Raw genomic sequence first — 18,286 nt, forward strand, 5'->3', positions numbered from 1 at the left:
GAAAGTGTTGTCACTTACAAGCACATGACCTGACTCAACGATCCGGATCCTTCCCGCGTAAGCTGCCTGGACCCCTCACGAGCCCGGAGCGTCGCATGCGTCTTCTCCCCTTCTTCTCCACCGCCATCGTCGTGGCCGCCTCCGTCAGCGCCAGCGCGCAGGTCGACGCCCGGCTGATGCGCTATCCCGATGTCTCGGCCACCCAGATCGTCTTCACCTACGCCAACGACCTCTGGCTGGTGCCCAAGACCGGTGGCGTGGCCCAGCGGCTGTCCACCCCCAAGGGCGAGGAGTCCTTCGCCCGCTTCTCCCCGGACGGGAAGACGCTGGCTTTCACCGGGTTCTACGATGGCAACCCCGATCTCTACACCCTTCCGGTGGCGGGTGGCATCCCCGCTCGCATCACCCATCACCCCATGGCCGATCGCATGGTGGACTGGACCCCCGACGGCAAGTCCCTGCTCTTCGCCTCGGGCATGGAGTCCGGCAAGGACCGCTTCAACAAGCTCTTCACCGTCGCCAAGGACGGTGGCCTGCCCCAGGCCCTGCCCCTGCCCTACGCCGAGTTCGGCGCCCTGTCCCCGGATGGCAAGGTGCTCGCCTACCAGCCCGTCTCCACCGACTTCCGCACCTGGAAGCGCTACCGCGGCGGCATGGCCTCGGAGATCTGGTTCTACGACCTGGAGAAGAAGACCGCCAGCCGCCTGCCCAGCGCCGGCGGCTCCAATGACTCCCAGCCCATGTGGCATGGGGGGAAGCTCTACTTCCTCTCGGACCGCGACGGCACGAAGCGCGCGAATATCTGGTCCTACGATCTCGCCGGCAAGGCCTTCAAGCAGATCACCTTCTTCAAGGATTATGACGCCCACTTCCCGGCCATCGGCCCCTCCGACATCGTGCTCGAGGCCGGGGGCCGCCTCCACCGCATCGAGCTGCCCTCCGAAAAGCTCGTGGAAGTGAAGGTCGAAGTGGTGACCGATGGCGCCACCCTGAAGCCCCGGGAGGAGAACGCCAGCCGTCTCATCAAGAACCCCGCCCTCTCCCCCCAGGGCAAGCGCGCAGTCTTCGAGGCCCGGGGTGAGATCTTCTCCGTGCCCGCGGAAAAGGGCTATGTCATCAACCTCACCCGCACCCCCGGCGCGGCGGAGCGCCACCCTGCCCTGTCGCCCGACGGCAAGCAGGTGGCCTACTTCAGTGACCGCAGCGGCGAATACGAGCTGTGCGTGCGTCCCGCGGACGGATCCGGCGCCGAGCGGCAGGTCACCCACATGGGCCCCGGCTTCCGCTACCGCATCACCTGGTCTCCCGACGGCAAACGCGTGGTGTTCGCCGATCAGGCCATGCGCATCAACCTCTGCGACCTCGACACAGGCAAGGTGCAGCAGGTGGACAAGGGCCTCTTCATGTTCGAGGGCCCCCTGGACGACTTCCGCGCCACCTGGTCCCCCGACAGCCGCTGGTTCGCCTATCCCCGCGACACCGGGAACCGCAACAGCGTGGTGGCGCTCTACGACACCAAGACGGGCAAGCGCCACGAGGTGACCTCGCCCTTCTTCAACGCCGGAGACGCCGCCTTCGACCCGGAGGGCAACTACCTCTTCCTCACCTCGGGCCAGCAGTTCAGCCCCACCTACAGCGATCTCGACAACACCTGGGTCTATGCCGCCACCACCCGGCTCGCCGCCATCCCGCTGCGCCGGGATGTCCCCTCCCCCCTGGCCGCCCGCAATGATGCCGACGCTGCCAAGGATGAGAAGAAGGATGACAAGAAGGAGGGCGGTGCCGATAAATCAGGCGGGGACAAGAAGGATGCGGACAAGAAGGACGCTCCCAAGCCCGTCGAGATCGACCTCGAGGGAATGGAAAGCCGCATGGTGCTGCTGCCGCCCCCGGCCGGCTACTACGCGGATGTCGCTGCGGTGAAGGGCAAGCTGGTCTATCGGCGCGCCGCGCAGATGAACCCCATGGGCGAGACCAAGACCACCCTCTACACCTACGACCTGGAGGAGCGCGAGGAGAAGGCCGTCCTGGCCGATGTGGACGGCGCCGTCCTCAGTGGCGACGGCAAGAAGGTGCTCGTGAACCGCAAGCAGGAATACGCCCTGCTGGACCTCAAGCCCGATCAGAAGTTCGAGAAGAAGCTTCCCACCGCCGAGCTCAGGATGACGGTCGATCCCCAGTCGGAGTGGCAGCAGATCTACAACGACGCCTGGCGGCTCGAGCGCGACATGTTCTATGACCCCGGCATGCACGGCGTGGACTGGAAGGCCATGCGGACCCGCTACGGCAAGCTGCTCAAGGACTGCGTGACCCGCGAGGATGTGAACTTCGTCATCGGCGAGCTGATCGGCGAGCTGAACGCCTCCCACGCCTACCGCGGCGGCGGCGATCAGGAGATGCCCGCCCGCCTGGGTGTGGGCCTGCTCGGCGCGGACTTCGCGCTGGAGAACGGCGCCTTCCGCATCAAGACGATCCTCCGGGGCGCAGAGTGGGATGCCCAGGCCCGCGCCCCCCTGGCCCAGCCCGGCCTCAAGGTGAAGGAGGGCGACTACCTCCTGGCCGTGAACCGCATCCCCCTCGATGTCCGCAAGGATCCCTGGGCCGCGTTCCAGGGCCTGGCCGGCAAGACCGTGCTCCTCACCGTCAATGAGAAGCCCACCCTGGAGGGCGCCCACGAAGTGCTCGTGGACACCCTCGCCAGCGACTATGCCCTCCGCTACGCCGCCTGGGTCGAAGCGAAACGGAAGTTCGTCGAGAAGACCTCCAACGGCCGCATCGGCTATGTCTATGTGCCCGACACGGGCATCGGCGGCCAGACGGACCTGGTCCGCCAGTTCCGCGGCCAGTGGGACAAGGCCGGCCTGATCATCGACGAGCGCTTCAACAGCGGCGGGCAGATCCCCGACCGCTTCATCGAGATGCTGGGGCGCAGGACCATCAACTACTGGGGCGTGCGCGACGGCAAGGACTGGCAGTGGCCCGCGGTGGCCCACGACGGATCCATGGCCATGCTCATCAACGGCTGGAGCGGCTCCGGCGGCGACCTCTTCCCCCACTACTTCAAGAAGGCCGGCCTCGGTCCCCTCATCGGTCGCCGCACCTGGGGCGGGCTCATCGGCATCAGCGGCACCCCCGCCCTCATCGACGGCGGCAATGTGACCGTGCCCACCTTCGGGATCTACTCCAAGGAGGGCCAGTGGGTCGTCGAAGGCTACGGCGTCGACCCCGACATTGAGGTGATGGACGATCCTGCGCTTCTGGCCCAGGGCAAGGATCCCCAGCTGGATCGGGCCATCCAGGAAGTGGAGGCCGCCCTCAAGAAGCAGCCCCCGGCCACTCGCAAGCCCGCCTACCCCAACCGCGCCAACTGAAGGTCCCGGCTGCGCCCCGCCACCGCGGGGCGCAGCTCTGTACCCCTAGAAGATCTCCTTGAAGAAGTCCTTCATGTGCTGCCAGCTGCGACGGTGGGCGGCCTCGTTGTAGGCGGCACCCTTGCTGTTGTCGCTGCCCGCCTCCTTCTGGGTAAAGGCATGGACGGCCCCGGCGTAGGCCACGAACACATAGTCCGCCTTCGAGGCGCGCATCTCCTCCTGGAAGGCCGCCACCTCCTTGGCGGGCACGAAGGGATCGTCGGCCCCGTGACAGACCAGCACCTTGGCCGTGACGGGTCCGGGCGCGAAGCCCGCGGGCACATCCAGCCCCCCGTGGAAGGAGACCACCCCCTTCACGGGTAGGCCGGCCCGCGCCGCCTCCAGGGCCCCCGTGCCTCCAAAGCAGAAGCCGATGACCGCCAGCCGGCTGGCATCCACACCCTTCTGGGCCTTCAGGGTCTCGAGCGCCGCGGCGATGCGGCGGCGGTAGAGGGCCCGGTCGCCCTTGTACTGGCCCGCCAGCTTGCCGGCCGCGGCCGTGTCCGCGGGCCGCACGCCCTCGCCGTAGATGTCCGCGGCCAGGGCCACGAAGCCCAGCTTCGCCAGATCGTCGGAGACCTTCCGCTCATGGTCCGTGAGGCCCATCCACTGGTGGATCACCACCACGCCGGGAACCTTGCCCTTGGCGGCCGCCGGCTTCGAAAGATACCCCGCCAGCTTCGTGGCGCCATCCGCATAGGTGAGCGGCTGGCCTGCGAACGCGGGAAGGGCGGTGAGGGACAGGGCAAGGGCGGCTGCGCGCATGGGGCCTCCGGGGTGGGAGACCGATCCTATAGCTGTTCCAACCGGCATTCCAGGGAAAACCCCTCAGCGCCCAGTGCTGCCGTAACCGCCGCCACCGCGCTCGGTGTCGCCCAGGGCCTCGACGCTGGGCTCGGGGACCCAGGTCCAGCTCTCGACGGGCGCCACCAGGAGCTGCGCGATGCGCTCGCCCCGGCGCAGATCGAAGGCCGCCTCCCCGTGGTTGACGAGCAGCACCTGCACTTCGCCGCGGTAGTCGGCGTCGATGGTGCCGGGGGCGTTCAGCACCGTGAGGCCGTGGCGCAGGGCCAGCCCCGACCGGGGCCGCACCTGCCCTTCGAAGCCCTTGGGGATGGCCAGCACCAGCCCCGTGGGCACGAGCCGCCGCTGGCCCGGCGCGATCGTCCAGGTCTCACCTGCGGGCGTCGCCGCCCGCAGGTCCATGCCCGCCGCATGGGCCGTGGCGGCGGCAGGCAGGTCGAGGCCGAGGCCGTGGGGGAGCTGGTGGACCGGGATGTGCATGCTCCATCATTCAATGCCTTGGGGATCCGAGGCAAAGGAAACGCTGGTCACGGCAGGTACCAAGGCGCGGAATCCGGGCCGATCATCCGTGGGTTTTTCCGTGCACTCCGCGGTATTCCGCGTCCTCCGCGACCAGCGCCCTGCCCTTCACCAGCTGTCCGCAGGCACCCTGCACATCGCGGCCGCGGCTGCGCCGGACCGTCACGAAGCAGCCTCGGGCCTTCAGCCATTCCGAGAACTGCTGCACGCGGTCCTCGCCCGGCTCGCGGAAGGTGCTGGCGGCGTGCTCGTTCATGGGGATGAGGTTCAGGTTGTGCCCGCTCCGCAGATCGCCCAGCCAGGCCGCCAACCGCTCCGCGTCGGCCTCGGTGTCGTTCTCCCCGGCCAGCAGCACATACTCGAAGCAGAACTTCTCGCCGCGCCGAGGGGCCCAGTCATCCAGGGCGCGCCGCAGCCGGGTCAGGTTCCACACGCGGTTCACGGGCATGGTGCGGCTTCTCGCCTCGTCCGTGGTGGCGTTGAGGCTGAGGGCCAGGAGGGGGCGGGGTTCCAGCTTGGAGAGTTTCTCGATGCCGCTCACCAGGCCGGAGGTGCTCACGGTGATGCGGTTCTTCCCCAGCCCCAGGCCCGCCGGGTGGCACATGAGACGGATGGCGCGGTGCAGGTGGTCCAGGTTGTGGAGCGGTTCGCCCATGCCCATGAAGACCAGCGTCAGCTCGTGGCCCCGGTCGGGCCCCAGGGCCGCCATCAAGGCCAGCACCTGGCCCAGGATCTCGCCGGGCTGTAAGTTGCGCAGGATTCCCATGCTGCCCGTGGCGCAGAAGGTGCACCCCATGGCGCAGCCCACCTGGCTGGAGATGCAGTAGGTCACGCGGGGGTTCCGCACCCGGCGCGGCATGTGGACGGCCTCGATGCGCCGGCCGTCCGCCAGCTCCAGGGCCAGCTTGGTCGATCCGTCGGATGAAGGCTGACGCTCGGCGAGGCGCGGCAGGCGCAGGTCCGCCACGCCCTCCAGCCAGCGGCGGATGCCCGAACCCAGGTCCGGAACACCGCCCTTCCAGGTCCAGGGCCGGTGCAGGCGCCGGAAGGTCTCCAGGGCGCTGCCGGGGCAGCCGAGCGCCGCCAGCTCCTCTGGAAAGAGCGACCAGGCCGAAGGCAGTCCCTCCCGCTCGGGGGCGGGGCGATCCCAGGGCATGGCGTGGTGATCGGTCATGGGGGATGACACCGGTCCTTACGAAAAAGGGGGCCGAGGCCCCCGTTCATTCTAGCGGCATTCCACCCCGGGCTCCGGTGTCCCCTTCCTGGAGCACGGCCTCGCGGCGCGGTGGAATCCGGTAAGCTGAGTCACCCGCCTTCAGCCCACCCCGATCCGGAGTGATTCATGCGCATCCTTTCCGTCTTGCGCCTCGCGCTGTCCCTGTGCCTGGCCGGCCTGTCCACGGTCGTGAACGCCGCCGACGCCCCGGTCCCCCCGGACCTGAGCCGACGGGTGGCGCTCTACACCGCCCAGCCCACGCTCGGAGAAGGCCTCGCGGTGAAGAACTGGGAGCTTCCGGTGGGCCGGATGACCTTCAGCATGGCCTCCGGCACCGTGGTGCCCCTGGTGTCCCAGGGCCGAACCCTCGGTTTCCACTTCAAGGGAAAGGGCTCCTTCCGATACCGTTCCGAAGAACCTCTGGAGCGCAGCGCTTTCGCCTCCAACCACAAGCACAACCTCGAGAAGCACGCCTCCAAGGCCATTCTCAGCGACGCGAACGGACAGCAGGTGCTGACGGAGGAGATCCGGAGCTTCACCCTCTGGCAGGCCGGCCTGAACTTCGCCTTCCCGGCAGGGAACACCGCGGAGGTGCCCAGGGATTCATTCGCCGCCGATTGGGCCTACTTCCAGCGGGACGGGCTGGGCGACCGCGGCCAGGACTTCGCCGTCCACCTTGCCAATACACCGAAGGTCGCCCTGGTGCGGGCCGAAATCACCGGCGTGGACAGCCCCTTCATCTACGCCATGGATCAGGGGGGTGCGCAGCGCGAGTGGCTCTGGGCCATTGCGGATCCCTATCGGCCTGCCATTTACGATGGTCTGCGGCTGATCCCGTTGTCCGAGCAGCCCATTGGCTGGACCTGGAAGGCGCCCCTGGCGCCGCTGCTCAACCTTACAGCCGTCGACATTGATATGAAGGCCGGAAAGGGGGGGGCGGACCTGAAGGTCACCGAGACCCTCGCCGCCGGGGATGAAGACCTGGCCGTCCTGTCGCTGAATCTCTACGACCTCGTGGACCGGGCCTACAAGCGGGGATTCTACAAGGTCTCCCGGGTGCTCGATGCCGAGGGGCGGAGCCTCGCCTTCCATCACCGGAACAACACCCTTCTCGTCCAGCTCGACCACCCCCAACCGGCGGGACAGCCCTTCGCCCTGACCTTCGAATACGGTGGCCCGATCCTGCTCCGCCCCGGCGGCGACAACTACTGGGAACTCGGCGTCGAACCCTGGTTCCCGCAACCGGAGATGGACGGGCAAGCCTACACGGTGCATGCCCTCGTCCAGACGCCCAAGGACGATGTGCCGGTCGCTCCAGGCCGGACCCTGCGACGCATCCAGAGCGAGACAGGAAACCTCCTCGAAGTCCGCATCGACAAGCCCGTGCAGTTCTTCTCCATGTTCGCAGGGGCCTACAGCCTCGTCGAAGACACCAAGGATGGCCTCACCATCCGCGTGGCCACCTACGGCAACAAGGGCGGCAGCATGCAGAAGCGGCTCATCGACATCGCCCGGCAGACCATCGGCTTCTACGAAGATCTGTTCGAGGCCTTCCCTTTCCCTGAGTTCGACATCATCCAGGTCAATTCCCTGGGCTACGGCCAAGCCCCTCCCGGGATGATGATCATCACCAACGAAGCCTTCGACGCGAAGATGGACACCATCAGCAGCTTCTTCACCAAGGGCATCAACCAGCGCTTCGCCCACGAGATCGCCCACCAGTATTGGGGCCACCTCGTGAAGATGCCCTCCTCCGAAGAACAGTGGATCACCGAATCCTTCGCGAACTATGCCTCGGCCTTGGCCATGCGCAGCATGAAGAACCAGGGGACGAGCGCCTACGAAGGCCTGCTGAGCCGCTGGCGGAACCAGGCCTCGGCCTACGCGGGATCGGGCACCATCCCCTTCGCCAACCGGCTCCGTTGGGTCGATGACCCCCGAGGTTCCTTCATGGCCCGCACCTCCCTCCTCTACGAGAAGGGGGCGCTCATTCTCGCCGCCATGCACAAGGAGATGGGCGACAAGGCCTTCGCGATCTTCATGAAGTCGATCATCGCCAACTTCCGCTGGAAGACCGTGACCACCGCCTCCGTCGAGCAGGTCGCCACCATGGCCGGCAGGAAGGATTTCGGCCCCCTGTTCCGCGATTGCTACTGGGGTCTTCAGATGCCGCCCCATTAGCCCCGTCGGAAGTCACAGTCCCAGCGTTCAGACGGGTGCCCCCTTGGGTCGTGGCGGCCTGGGCAACACCAGGGCATTGCCCGCCAGGCAGAGGCCCGCGCCCAGGGCCAGACCCCAGTGCCACCGGAGGCCTTCCATGGCCGTGGAGAGGGCCAGGGCCACCACGGGGATGGCCACCATCGCATAGCCCGCCCGTCCCGCCCCGATGCGGCCCACGAGCGTGAGGTAGGCGCCGAAGGCCAGGATCGACCCGAACACGGACAGGAAGGCCAGGGAACCCAGGTAGTGGAGAGATGAGTCGAAGGTGAAGGTCCGGCCTGAGAGTGCGCAGTAGAGGGCCACGAAGGCCGCGCCGTAGGCCATGCTCACCGCATTGCCCTGCATGACCGGGATGCCGTGCCGTTGATTGCGCTGGGAAACCAGGTTGCTCAGGCTGGCGGTGACGGTTCCGCCCAGGGCCAGGGCCAGCCCCGCGCGGAGGGACGCCGCGCCGAAGGTTGGTCCCGCCCCGGGCAGGCAGACGATTCCCACGCCCGCCACGCCGAGGGCCACGCCCCCGAGGGCCTTCCCGGCCAAGGGCGTTCCGAAGAAGAGCCGCGCGCCCAAGAGGTTGAGGATGGCCAGCAGGGAGAAGATCACCGCCATGAGGCCGGAAGGGATCCGCTGCTCGGCAAGGTACACGCAGACATAGTTGATTCCGAACATCAGGGCACCCTGGAGGGCCAACCAACCGTGCTCGCGCCGTGTGAATCGGAGCTTCAGCCCCCGCAGGAAGCACCAGGCCGCCAGCAGGAGGGCGGCGAGGCCGAAGCGGTAGACCACGGAGACTTCAGGGGCCACCCGTCCGTATTGGAAGGTGATGGCGATCCAGGTGGACCCCCAGATCAGCACGGACGCCAGGTAGAGGGACAGGTCGTTCATGGGGCCTCAGGAATCCGGAGAAGGGTGCAGGGCCAGGAGCAGGGCCGCCGAGGAGGCCGAGAAAACCGAGTAGTCGAGCGGTTCCTTCAGGCCGAAGGACAGGGCCATGGCGAGCCCGAAGACCGCCAGGAGCGCGGCGCTGCCCAGCGCCACCGCCCGGGCGGCACCGCCGCGGAGCGGCAGCAGCAGGGCCAGACCCAGGAGCAGCTCGGCGGCCGTGGCCGCCCAGGCGAGGAAGGGGATGGTCGAGGCGGGCATGAAGCTGTTCACCTGAGCCGTGTACTTCATGAAGTTCGCGAAGGATCCGTAACCCCGGCCCGGGCCCCAGAGGCCGAAGCGGGAGGCGATGCCGGAGAGGAAGGCCGCGCCCAGGGCCAGGCGGGTGTAGCGCAGGGCCCACCGGGCCAGGGGTGGGCGCGAAGGCGCCATCATGCCTTCGCCGCCAGGTCCGCGTGCTCCGCCTGATAGGCGTCGTAGGGCCCGGGAGTCCAGCCCGCGCGGTCCATCTTCCAGCCGTTCCCGATCTGCTCCCAGCCCGCATGGGCGTAGTAATCCCGGGCGAGGGGCGCGGCCTGGAGCACCCATTGGATGCCTTCGTCCAGCCCCCGGGCCAGCTCCAGCAGGCGGCGCCCCACACCCGCCTTCTGGTGGGCGGGATGCACCGCGAGGTCACAGATGTAGCCGTCGTAGACGAAATCCGTCCAGCCGCGCAGCAGACCCACGAGACGGTCCCCGTCCCAGGCGGAGATCACGACATTGGAGCCCTCGAACATGCGGCGGATGCGCTCGGGATCGTGGATGGGACGGCGCAGGGGCGCGGCGGCGTACAGGGCCCGGATCGCCTCCACCTCCGGCCGCCGATCCAGGCTGTAGGTGAGGACGGCGCTCATGCGGTCACCCCGGGGAGGTCGGGCTGAAGACCCACGCCCAGGCGGTTCCAGGCGTTGATGAGGGCGATGGCGTAGGTCAGGTCCACCATCTCCTGCTCGGTGAAGTGCTCGCGGGTGGCCGCGTAGAGGGCATCGTCGGCCCCGTGCCGGCCCAGGTCCGTCAGCGCCTCGGTCCAGGCCAGGGCCGCACGCTCACGGGGGGAAAACACGGGCGCCTCGCGCCAGGCGGCCAGGAGGTTCAGGCGGCGCTCGGACTCGCCGCCCTCCAGTGCCGCCGTGGCGTGCATGTCCATGCAGAAGGCGCAGCCGTTCATCTGGGAGGCCCGAACTTCGAGGAGGTGCAGCAGGCCGTGCTCCAGCCCCGAGGCGCTGACATGCCGGACGACCTGGAGCAGGCCCTGGTAGCCCTTGGGGGCGAGTTCGGGGTGGGGTTTCGAGGTGCGCATGGAGCCTCCGGGGCCGGGGTGGCCATCTCCAGGATCGGGCGGCATGGCACATTGAAAAGATCCATTTTTATCATTACAACTAGACCATGCGCCCCTGGACCTTCCCCGTCGCCCTCCAGGCCGGTCCCTCCCGGGAGCCGGTCTTCCAGCAGGTCGCCCAGGCCATCCGGGCGGACATCCGGCGCGGCCGCCTGCGCCCGGGAGACCCTCTGCCCGGCTCGCGCACCCTCGCCGACACGCTGGGCGTCCACCGCAACACCGTGCTGGCCGCCTACCGGGAGCTGGAGGCCGAGGGCTGGACCGTAGCCGAGCAACGCACCACCCGGATCGCCCGGGACCTGCCACAGCCCCCCGCCGGTCCGCGGGCCGAGGCGATGGGCCGGGCGGGCTACGACCTGCCGGCGCCGCGCCCGCGGAAGAGCCTCCGGGAACCAGGCCTGTTGGCCTTCGGCGGCGGATTGCCGGACCTGCGCCTTGTGCCCACGGACCTCCTCGCGCGGGCCTACCGCCGCGCGCTCGGCAGCCGGGAGCTGCTCGGGTACGGGGATGCGCGCGGAGAACCGCGGCTGCGCGCCGCGCTGGCCCGGCTCCTGTCCGAGATGCGCGGTCTGGCCGTGGACGAGGGCCGCCTGATGATCACGGGCGGCAGCCAGGGCGCTCTGGACCTGGTGGCGCGGACCCTGATCCGGCCCGGCGACCGGGTGGCCGTGGAGGACCCCGGCTATCCCGCCACCTGGGCCACCTTGCGGGCCGCGGGGGCGGAACTCGTACCGGTGCCGGTGGACGAGGCGGGCCTCCGGGTGGAGGCCCTGGCGGCGCGGCTGGCCGAGGGACCCATCCGCGCGGTCTACCTGACTCCCCACCATCAGTTCCCCACCACCGTGACCATGGGCGCCGCCCGCCGCATGCGCCTCCTGGACCTGGCCGCGCGCCACCGGATCGCCGTCCTGGAGGACGACTACGACAACGAGTTCCACTTCGAGGGGCGCCCCGTGCTCCCGCTGGCGTGCGAGGACCCGGGCGGCGTGGTGATCTACCTGGGGACCCTGTCGAAGATCCTCGCCCCTGGGCTCCGCCTCGGCTTCGTGGCGGGCCCCCGCACCCTGGTGGAACTCCTGGCCGCCCGGCGGGAGGCCGCCGACGGCCAGGGGGACCAGGTGCTCCAGCGGGCGGCGGCGGAGCTCCTGGAGGACGGACTGATCCAGCGGCACGCGCGGAAGATGCGGCGGATCTACCAGGCCCGGCGAGAGGTCCTGGCCGGAGCCCTGCGCCGACACCTGGGCGGGGCCGTGACTTTCGACCTCCCGGCCGGGGGCATGTGCCTCTGGCTCCGCGTGGATCCGGCGATCGACGCGGAGGCCTGGACGGCCCGGGCGCGGCGGGCGGGCGTGGCTCTCGTCACGGGCCGCGCCTTCGACTTCCAGGGCCGGCCGCTGTCCAACCTGCGCCTCGGGTTCTCGGCGCTGGACGAAGCGGAGCTGGAGGAGGCCGTGCGCCGCCTCGCGGGGGCGTTGTAGGCCACGACGCGCGGCCGCATGGGGGTTTTGTCCGGCGCCCTCAGGCCACCAGATCCTGGGACCGGATGTCGCAGCCGCGGCGCGTGCCCAGGGCGCTGAGGCCGAGCTGGGCGGGATCGAGCAGGGACTGCGCCACCCGGAGAAGATCCGCCGGATTGACGGCTTCGATCTCGGCCATCTGCTGATCGAGGCTGCGCAGCTCGCCGTGGTGGATGGCCTGGTGGGCGAGGCTGAACATGCGGCTGCTGCTGCTTTCCTGGCTGAACACGAGGCTGGTGCGAGCCTGGAGCTTGGCGCGCTCCAATTCGTCGGCCTCCACGCCCCGGTCGCGGACCCGCGCACATTCGACCATGGTCCGCTGCACCAGCTCCCGCAGCTGGGCCGGGGCGCAGCTGGCGGTGATCTGAAGGGCGCCCGTGTCGGCGTAGGGGCTGAGATAGCTTCCCACCTGGTAGCAAAGGCCCCGGCGCTCCCGCAGCTCCATGAAGAGCCGCGAGGCCATGCCGCCGCCCAATACATGGCTCAACAGGTGGGCCGCCGCGCGGTCCGGCGAGTGGTGATCCGGTGCGGGAAAGCCCATGACGAGGTTGGCCTGCTGGAGGTCCTTCCGGGGCACATTCAGCAGGAAGGGGCGGGTGCGCGCCAGGGTGCCGGGCGCATGGTCAGTACCCCTCGGCAGGCGGTCGAGAATCGGCTTCAGCAAGGCGAGAAAGGGTTCCGCCTCGAGGGCGCCCGCGGCGGCCACCACCAGGTTCGGCGCCCGGTAGGTGTGGTCGAAGAAGGCCCGGGCTTCCGTGGGACCGTACCCCGACACCTGCTCCCGGCTGCCCAGAATGGGATGGGCCAGGGGCGTGCCTTCCCAGAAGCCGCCATAGAACAGTTCGCTCACCCAGTCGTCCGGCTGGTCCTCGCTTTGCGCGATTTCCTCGAGGATGACGCTGCGCTCGCGGACCAGTTCCTCACCATCGAAGCGGGGTGCGGTCACCAGTTCGCCCAGCAGGTGGATCAGCTCCGGCAGCTGGTCCGACAGCACCTTGCCATAGAAGCAGGCCACTTCCTTCCCCGTGAAGGCATCCACATGGCCACCCAGACGGTCGGTGGCGGCGGCCAGCTCGTCGGGCGTGGGATAGGCTGCCGTGCCCTTGAAGACCGTGTGCTCGAGGAAGTGGGCCAGGCCCTCTTCGGAAGTGGCCTCGTGGCGGGAGCCCCGCCGCACCCAGAAGCCCACGGCACAACTCCGCACATGGGGGAGAGGCTCGATCAGGATCTCGGTGCCTGCAGGCGTGACGGTGCGGAAGGGTTCGGCCATCCTTCCAGTCTACAGGGGGCGGCCCCTACCCCTCGGCCTCGCTCCCCGCCAGCCCCACGGGCGTGCGGTGGAGCTTCCAGCCCGCCAGGGCCCAGCAGAGGGCACCGAAGGCGAGGAGGGCGAGGATGGCCAGCGCCGGGTGGGTGCTCACCTGCTCCTGGGCCAGCAGCTGATGGGCCTGCACTTGGCCGGCGCGGCTGCCGGCGAGGCTTTCAATGTGGTGGGTGAAGGTGAGGCGCTGCAGAATCGGTGGGAAGATCCGCACCAGAGGCTCCCACAGGAAGAAGTAGAGCGCCCCCCACAGCGTGCCGCGCTTGAAGAGCAGGCCCGCGAGCGTCATCAGGGCCAGTTCGCCCCACCAGGCTCCCACCAGGGCCAGGATGCGGCCGGGCAGGAGGGCCGGATCTCCACCGACGACTTGGAGGCCCAGGGCGCCGAGGATCAGCCAGAGGGCCCCCCAGGCGAACCAGGGCAGTCCCTTCCCCAGGGGCAGGGCCCAGGCGGGCGCGGGGCGCACCAGCAGCAGGGGCAGCGTGCGCTGTTCCAGATCCTCGCGGATGCCTGCGGGCGCGGCCACCAGGGCCATGATGGGCAGCATCATCTTCACCAGCACTTCGTGGAAGACCTTCAGGACCTCGGCCGGATCGCCATCCGCCCCCTTGAGGCGGGCGATCACGGACAAGAGCAGGCTGAGGCCCACGGGGACCGCCACGAGTGCGGCCAGAACCCAGCCGCGCCCCTGCAGGACGCGGGGTGCGTAGCCGCGGGCCGTGGCCCGGAGGGTCGCCAGGGGAGAGGGTGCCGTGATGATCATGGATTCCCCCAAGTGGGATCGAGTCGGGTCGCAGCGTCTGAGAAGGCAAGCCTGGAGGGGACTCCGCCCGCTCCAGGTGCGGGGGCCCGCAGGTGTTCGCGCAGCGAGGAATCCCCGGACAGCATTAGGCATGATCCTTGGTGAGATACTGGAAGACCGCATCCAGGTTCAGGTCCAGGGGGTCCAGGGCGCGCAGGGGGATGCCGCCTTCGGCTGCGGCCTTCTGCAGGCGGGGCAGGATGTCCCTGGGGGAACTCACCGAGATCACCACGGCGCCGTCCTCCATGCGCAGGGCCGCCAGTTCCGGCTGCTCCACCGCCCAGCGGGCCAGCACCTGGGCCTCCCCCGTAAGGCGCAACTCCACCGGGTGGCGATCCAGCAGCTGGCGGATTTCCGTGACCGTGCCCTCGGCCAGCAGGCGGCCCCGGAACAGCAGGAGGATGCGGTCCGTGAGCTGGGCGATCTCGCCGAGGATGTGGCTCGAAACCAGGACCCGCGCGCCCTTGGTGGCCAGATCCCGCAGCAGGGCCATGAGCGTGAGGCGGGCTTCCGGGTCCAGCCCGTTGAAGGGCTCGTCGAGAATGAGCAGCTGCGGCTCGTGCAGCAGGGCCTGGGCCAGGCGGATGCGCTGCCGCATGCCCTTGGACATCCGTGCGAACGGAAGGTGGGCGCGGTCGGCCATGCCCACGGTGTCCAGGGCCCGGCTCACGGCGGCCTTCAGGTCTTCGCCCGACAGTCCCGAGAGCTCGCCCATCATGTGAAGCCAGCGATCGGCGCGCAGGCCCGAGGGCAGCCGGTCGCCTTCGGGCACGAGCCCCAGGCGGGCGAGCACGGCGGGATTGCGGAAAGGGGCCTCGCCGAAGATCTTCACCTCGCCGCCTGAAGGCGGCAGCAGGCCGGAAAGGAGCTGCAGCAGCGAGGACTTGCCGGCACCATTGGGGCCCAGCAGGCCCGTGATGCCGCCGCCATCCGGCAGCTCGAAGGTGGTGGGGCTGAGGCCGAGGATGGGGCCGTAGCGGAGGGAGGCGCGGTCGAGGGAGATCATCAAATCACCGCCTCCGAAGGCTGGGTCCGCCGGGCCGCCACGAAGGTCCAGAGGCCGATGTGGAAGGCGGTGCCGAGCAGCGCCGGAACCCAGCCCACCAGGGGGCGGGCGACGCCCACCAAGAGCTGAGGCCAGGCCTCGGCCAGCATGACGGGGTTCAGGCCATCGATGGCCCGGATGCCCGTGAGGCCGTGGATCATGGAAGCCAGGGTGCCTGCACCCAGCACGAGGCCCAGCACCCAGCCGATGCCGGCCCGGGGGGTGGCGGCCATGCTGGAGGCGCCCACGGCCAGCGAACCCATGAGCACCGAGCTGATGGCCATGGCCGGCAGCAGGCGGAGGGGCGCCGTCACCCATACCGGCCCGCTCGTGCCGGCCAGCAGCAGGGACATGAGCCAGGGCAGCAGGGCGAAGGGCAGCAGGATGGCGAACGGCAGCGCCGAGGCGAAGCCGAGCTTGGCGAGCAGGTAGTCCCGGGGCGCCACGGGATGCGCGTACATCAGGGGCCGCACACGGTAGAGGGTGTCCCTCGCCACGAGTCCGCCGCCCACCAGGGCCACCAGGAACCAGAGCAGGTAGCTGGCGGGATTCAGCAGGTCCGCCTGGAAATCCGCGCCCTGGGTGAGGACCGTCTTGGCGAAGTCCTGCATGGCCTTGAAGGCCTGGTTCGTCTGGAGCAGGTGATCCACATAGATGCGGGCCACCTTCCAGATCAGGAGCATGAGGAAGGCGAAGCCGAAGAAGCGGCCGATCTTCTGGCGCCAGAGCCGTGCGACATCGAAGCGCAGGAGCACCAGGACCGGGGGATGGCCGTGGCTGAGATCCGGGGCCGGCGGCAGGGTGGGGGCGTAGATGGGCATCGTCAGGCTCCCGTTCCAACGGCCGCCGGAGCCCCGTGGAGGGCCCGCAGCAGCACTTCATCCAGGCGATCGTGGCGCGGCGTGAGCTGCACCAGGGTGGCGCCATGGTTCTCGGCCCAGCGGAAGGCAGCCGTGGGGTCCGCCTCGACCAGTTCCAGGTCGTAGAGGCCGTTCCGGCCTTCCAGCACGGTGCCCAGCTCCGCCAAGGCGGCTTCCTGGGCCGCGTCCAGCGAATCGAGGAAACGCAGCTCCACGCGACGCGCCAGGGCCTTCCGCAATCCAGCCATGGAGCCTGCCGCCTTGATCTGGCCCTGGTCGAGGATCACCAGCTGGTCGGCCACGCGCTCCACATCGCCCAACAGGTGCGAGGCCAGGATGACGCCCGTGCCCAGCTCCGCGTGGACCCGCAGCACGAGATCCAGCATGCGGCGGCGACCGTCGGGATCGAGGCCGTTGGTGGGTTCGTCCAGGAAGATCAGCTCGGGGCTGTGCACCAGGGCCTGGGCCAGCTTCACCCGCTGCCGCATGCCGGTGGAATAGCCGCTCACCGGCCGGTAGCGGGCCTCGTCGAGCCCCACGAAGTAGAGCACTTCGTGGGCGCGATCCCGGGCGGATTCCGGCGCGAGACCGCTCAGCTCACCCCAGAAGGCCACCTGCTCGTAGGCCGAGGTGTCCTCGATGAGGGCATCGTACTCGGGCATGTAGCCGATGCGGGCCCGCAACCGTGCAGCCTCGGGCGCCCCCAGGCCAACCCCCAGCACCGTGCCGGAACCCCGGGAGGGCGTCAAGAGGCCCAGCAGGGTCTTCAGCAGCGTGGACTTGCCGGAGCCGTTGGGACCCAGCAGGCCCACGATGCCGCGGTCCAGGGCGAGGGTCAGGCCCTTCAGGGCGGGTGCGGCCGTGGCGGCGTAGCGCACTTCCAGGTTTTCGAAGGCGATCAAGGAAGCCTCCCGATGACGATCGCGGCATTCTCAAGGGCGGTCACGGCATTCTCCAGCATGTTGGTTGCTACGAACGGGACCCAGGATGGATTAGGCTGGACCCATCCATCCTCCCACCCCCGCAAGGGAATCGCATGCAACTCCTGGACTGGCCCTTCCTCGATGCCCTGCAGACCGGGGCCCTGGCGGCCCTGTTTGTCAGCTACATCACGGATGCCCTGTCGCGGCGGGACCGCATGATGGGCTGGCTGGCCCTCACCTGCCTGCTGGTGGGGTGCCGGCATGGCGTCCTGGCCCTGGGCACCCTGCCCGGCATGAACCCCGATCTGGTGGACCGGGCCCAGAGCCTGCTGGTGGTCTTCGGCTTCATCGCCCTTTGCACGGCCCTCACCAAGCTCTTCCCGAACCACATCCCCCCCCGGTTCCCTGGATGGATCGCCCTGGGCATGATTCCCAACTATGTCCGCAACCTGGTGCTGCCCCATCCCGGTTTGGCGGATGCCTGGGCCCACCATGCCTACAACGCCACCTACCTCGTGGGCTGCGGCTGCATCATCTTCTGGACCCTTCGGGCCAAGCAGGATGGGGATCCGCTGGGGCGCCGGCTCTTCCTGGGGTTCATCGGGGTCACCCTGCCCGTGGTGATCGAGATCGCCGCCCACAGCCTCTTCGGCCTGAAGATTCGCCTCTCGGGCTTCAGCCTCGTCATCCTCGCCATGGCCATCGGGACCTCCTGGCAGTGGTTCGTGGTCCACGCCATGGAATCGCGCATCCACCGGGCCGAGATGGAGGTGGAGGTCTGGCGCAGCCTCGTGCCCGGCAACGCCTTCCGCACCGACCGGCCCTCGGCGCTGATGGAGAACCTCTTCGGAACCACCTGGGCCGACCGCGTGCGGGAGTTCCCCGACCTGCCGCTGCTGGCGGTGGACGGCGTGCCCTATCGGCTGAAGACCCGCGTCCTCTACCACCACGAGCGGCTGGGGTGGTACGAGCGTGACGGGGAGACGCAGCCCGGTGCCCGGGGCTTCCTCTCCGGCTGGACCGTGGCCCTGGGCATGGACGATCCCGCCTCCGCCGCCCGGGTCCAAGCCTGGCTGCGGGAGTGGGGCGCCGAGGTTCAGCTCTGGGGCACCATGCCGCCGAGGGAAGGCCCCTACCCCAGCGTCCTGATCTGGGCCCGGGAGCCCAGCATTCTCGCGGTCTGGCGGGAAGGCGACATCCAGCGCCGCCGCCCCCGCTGGGTGCAGGTGGGGGGGCCCACCACCGAAGGACCCCACGCCCGCTTGGAGGGGACCGCGGAGGAGCGGCCGCTCCGGGAGCTCCTCCAGGACCTGCTGTCCCGGCGCTGAGCGCCCCTAAAGCCGACAGAGCGCCCAAAAGCATGTTGAGCCCTGGGCACTTGCCCCGGAGCCG

Annotated in this window: 16 protein-coding genes; 4 read left to right on the forward strand and 12 right to left on the reverse strand. The window is 69.3% G+C overall.

The window, feature by feature from the left end; genetic code table 11:
- Window positions 1-95 precede the first annotated feature (95 nt).
- The gene (locus QZ647_RS12020) at window positions 96-3,371 is read left to right on the forward strand and encodes a S41 family peptidase (protein WP_291272392.1); all 3,276 of its coding nucleotides are present in this window, start codon (window positions 96-98) and stop codon (window positions 3,369-3,371) included.
- A gap of 45 nt (window positions 3,372-3,416) precedes the next feature.
- On the opposite strand, the gene QZ647_RS12025 is transcribed toward QZ647_RS12020, so the two are convergent.
- From QZ647_RS12025 to rlmN, 3 genes are all read right to left on the reverse strand, one after another.
- Window positions 3,417-4,175, reverse strand: a complete 759-nt coding sequence (locus tag QZ647_RS12025; protein ID WP_291272393.1) for a dienelactone hydrolase family protein — start codon at window positions 4,173-4,175, stop codon at window positions 3,417-3,419.
- A 63-nt stretch (window positions 4,176-4,238) separates the two neighbouring features.
- On the reverse strand, window positions 4,239-4,694 hold the full coding sequence (gene dut, locus QZ647_RS12030) for a dUTP diphosphatase (RefSeq protein WP_291272394.1): 456 nt from the start codon (window positions 4,692-4,694) through the stop codon (window positions 4,239-4,241).
- 82 nt (window positions 4,695-4,776) lie between these two features.
- Window positions 4,777-5,907, reverse strand: coding sequence for a 23S rRNA (adenine(2503)-C(2))-methyltransferase RlmN (rlmN, locus tag QZ647_RS12035; protein ID WP_291272395.1), 1,131 nt, complete (start codon window positions 5,905-5,907; stop codon window positions 4,777-4,779).
- A gap of 168 nt (window positions 5,908-6,075) precedes the next feature.
- Here rlmN and QZ647_RS12040 point away from each other — a divergent pair, with 168 nt between their 5' ends.
- Window positions 6,076-8,130, forward strand: coding sequence for a M1 family aminopeptidase (locus tag QZ647_RS12040; RefSeq protein WP_291272396.1), 2,055 nt, complete (start codon window positions 6,076-6,078; stop codon window positions 8,128-8,130).
- A gap of 27 nt (window positions 8,131-8,157) precedes the next feature.
- On the opposite strand, the gene QZ647_RS12045 is transcribed toward QZ647_RS12040, so the two are convergent.
- The 4 genes from QZ647_RS12045 to QZ647_RS12060 are packed head-to-tail and all read right to left on the reverse strand — an operon-like array spanning window position 8,158 to window position 10,387.
- The gene (locus tag QZ647_RS12045) at window positions 8,158-9,051 is read right to left on the reverse strand and encodes an EamA family transporter (protein WP_291272397.1); all 894 of its coding nucleotides are present in this window, start codon (window positions 9,049-9,051) and stop codon (window positions 8,158-8,160) included.
- 6 nt (window positions 9,052-9,057) lie between these two features.
- Complete coding sequence (locus QZ647_RS12050; protein ID WP_291272398.1) at window positions 9,058-9,480, reverse strand: hypothetical protein; 423 nt, start codon at window positions 9,478-9,480, stop codon at window positions 9,058-9,060.
- Window positions 9,480-9,941 carry a GNAT family N-acetyltransferase gene (locus QZ647_RS12055; RefSeq protein WP_291272399.1) on the reverse strand — a complete coding sequence of 154 codons (462 nt, stop codon included), beginning with the start codon at window positions 9,939-9,941 and terminating at the stop codon, window positions 9,480-9,482. The genes QZ647_RS12050 and QZ647_RS12055 overlap by 1 nt, the downstream gene beginning before the upstream one ends.
- Entirely contained in the window at window positions 9,938-10,387 is a 450-nt protein-coding gene (locus QZ647_RS12060; RefSeq protein WP_291272400.1) for a carboxymuconolactone decarboxylase family protein, read from the reverse strand. The genes QZ647_RS12055 and QZ647_RS12060 overlap by 4 nt, the downstream gene beginning before the upstream one ends.
- Before the next feature lie 86 nt (window positions 10,388-10,473).
- On the opposite strand from QZ647_RS12060, the gene QZ647_RS12065 reads away from it, so the two are divergent.
- The gene (locus QZ647_RS12065) at window positions 10,474-11,904 is read left to right on the forward strand and encodes a PLP-dependent aminotransferase family protein (RefSeq protein WP_291272401.1); all 1,431 of its coding nucleotides are present in this window, start codon (window positions 10,474-10,476) and stop codon (window positions 11,902-11,904) included.
- Between the two features lie 40 nt (window positions 11,905-11,944).
- Here QZ647_RS12065 and QZ647_RS12070 read toward each other — a convergent pair whose 3' ends face one another.
- The 5 genes from QZ647_RS12070 to QZ647_RS12090 all read right to left on the reverse strand — a co-directional run bounded on the left by QZ647_RS12070 (window position 11,945) and on the right by QZ647_RS12090 (window position 16,873).
- Window positions 11,945-13,213, reverse strand: coding sequence for a pitrilysin family protein (locus QZ647_RS12070; protein WP_291272402.1), 1,269 nt, complete (start codon window positions 13,211-13,213; stop codon window positions 11,945-11,947).
- A 25-nt stretch (window positions 13,214-13,238) separates the two neighbouring features.
- Window positions 13,239-14,027: a hypothetical protein gene (locus tag QZ647_RS12075; RefSeq protein WP_291272403.1), complete on the reverse strand. Its 789-nt coding sequence runs from the start codon at window positions 14,025-14,027 to the stop codon at window positions 13,239-13,241.
- A gap of 124 nt (window positions 14,028-14,151) precedes the next feature.
- Window positions 14,152-15,072: an ABC transporter ATP-binding protein gene (locus QZ647_RS12080; protein WP_291272404.1), complete on the reverse strand. Its 921-nt coding sequence runs from the start codon at window positions 15,070-15,072 to the stop codon at window positions 14,152-14,154.
- On the reverse strand, window positions 15,072-15,932 hold the full coding sequence (locus tag QZ647_RS12085; RefSeq protein ID WP_291272405.1) for a hypothetical protein: 861 nt from the start codon (window positions 15,930-15,932) through the stop codon (window positions 15,072-15,074). Before QZ647_RS12085 ends, QZ647_RS12080 begins: the two co-directional genes overlap by 1 nt.
- A 2-nt stretch (window positions 15,933-15,934) precedes the next feature.
- Window positions 15,935-16,873: an ABC transporter ATP-binding protein gene (locus tag QZ647_RS12090; RefSeq protein ID WP_291272406.1), complete on the reverse strand. Its 939-nt coding sequence runs from the start codon at window positions 16,871-16,873 to the stop codon at window positions 15,935-15,937.
- 134 nt (window positions 16,874-17,007) lie between these two features.
- Here QZ647_RS12090 and QZ647_RS12095 point away from each other — a divergent pair, with 134 nt between their 5' ends.
- A complete protein-coding gene (locus tag QZ647_RS12095) occupies window positions 17,008-18,222 on the forward strand; it encodes a hypothetical protein (RefSeq protein WP_291272407.1) in 1,215 nt (404 codons plus the stop codon).
- Window positions 18,223-18,286: the final 64 nt, after the last annotated feature.

This window comes from Geothrix sp., from assembly GCF_020622065.1.
In the GTDB taxonomy this organism is placed as follows: Bacteria; Acidobacteriota; Holophagae; order Holophagales; family Holophagaceae; genus Geothrix.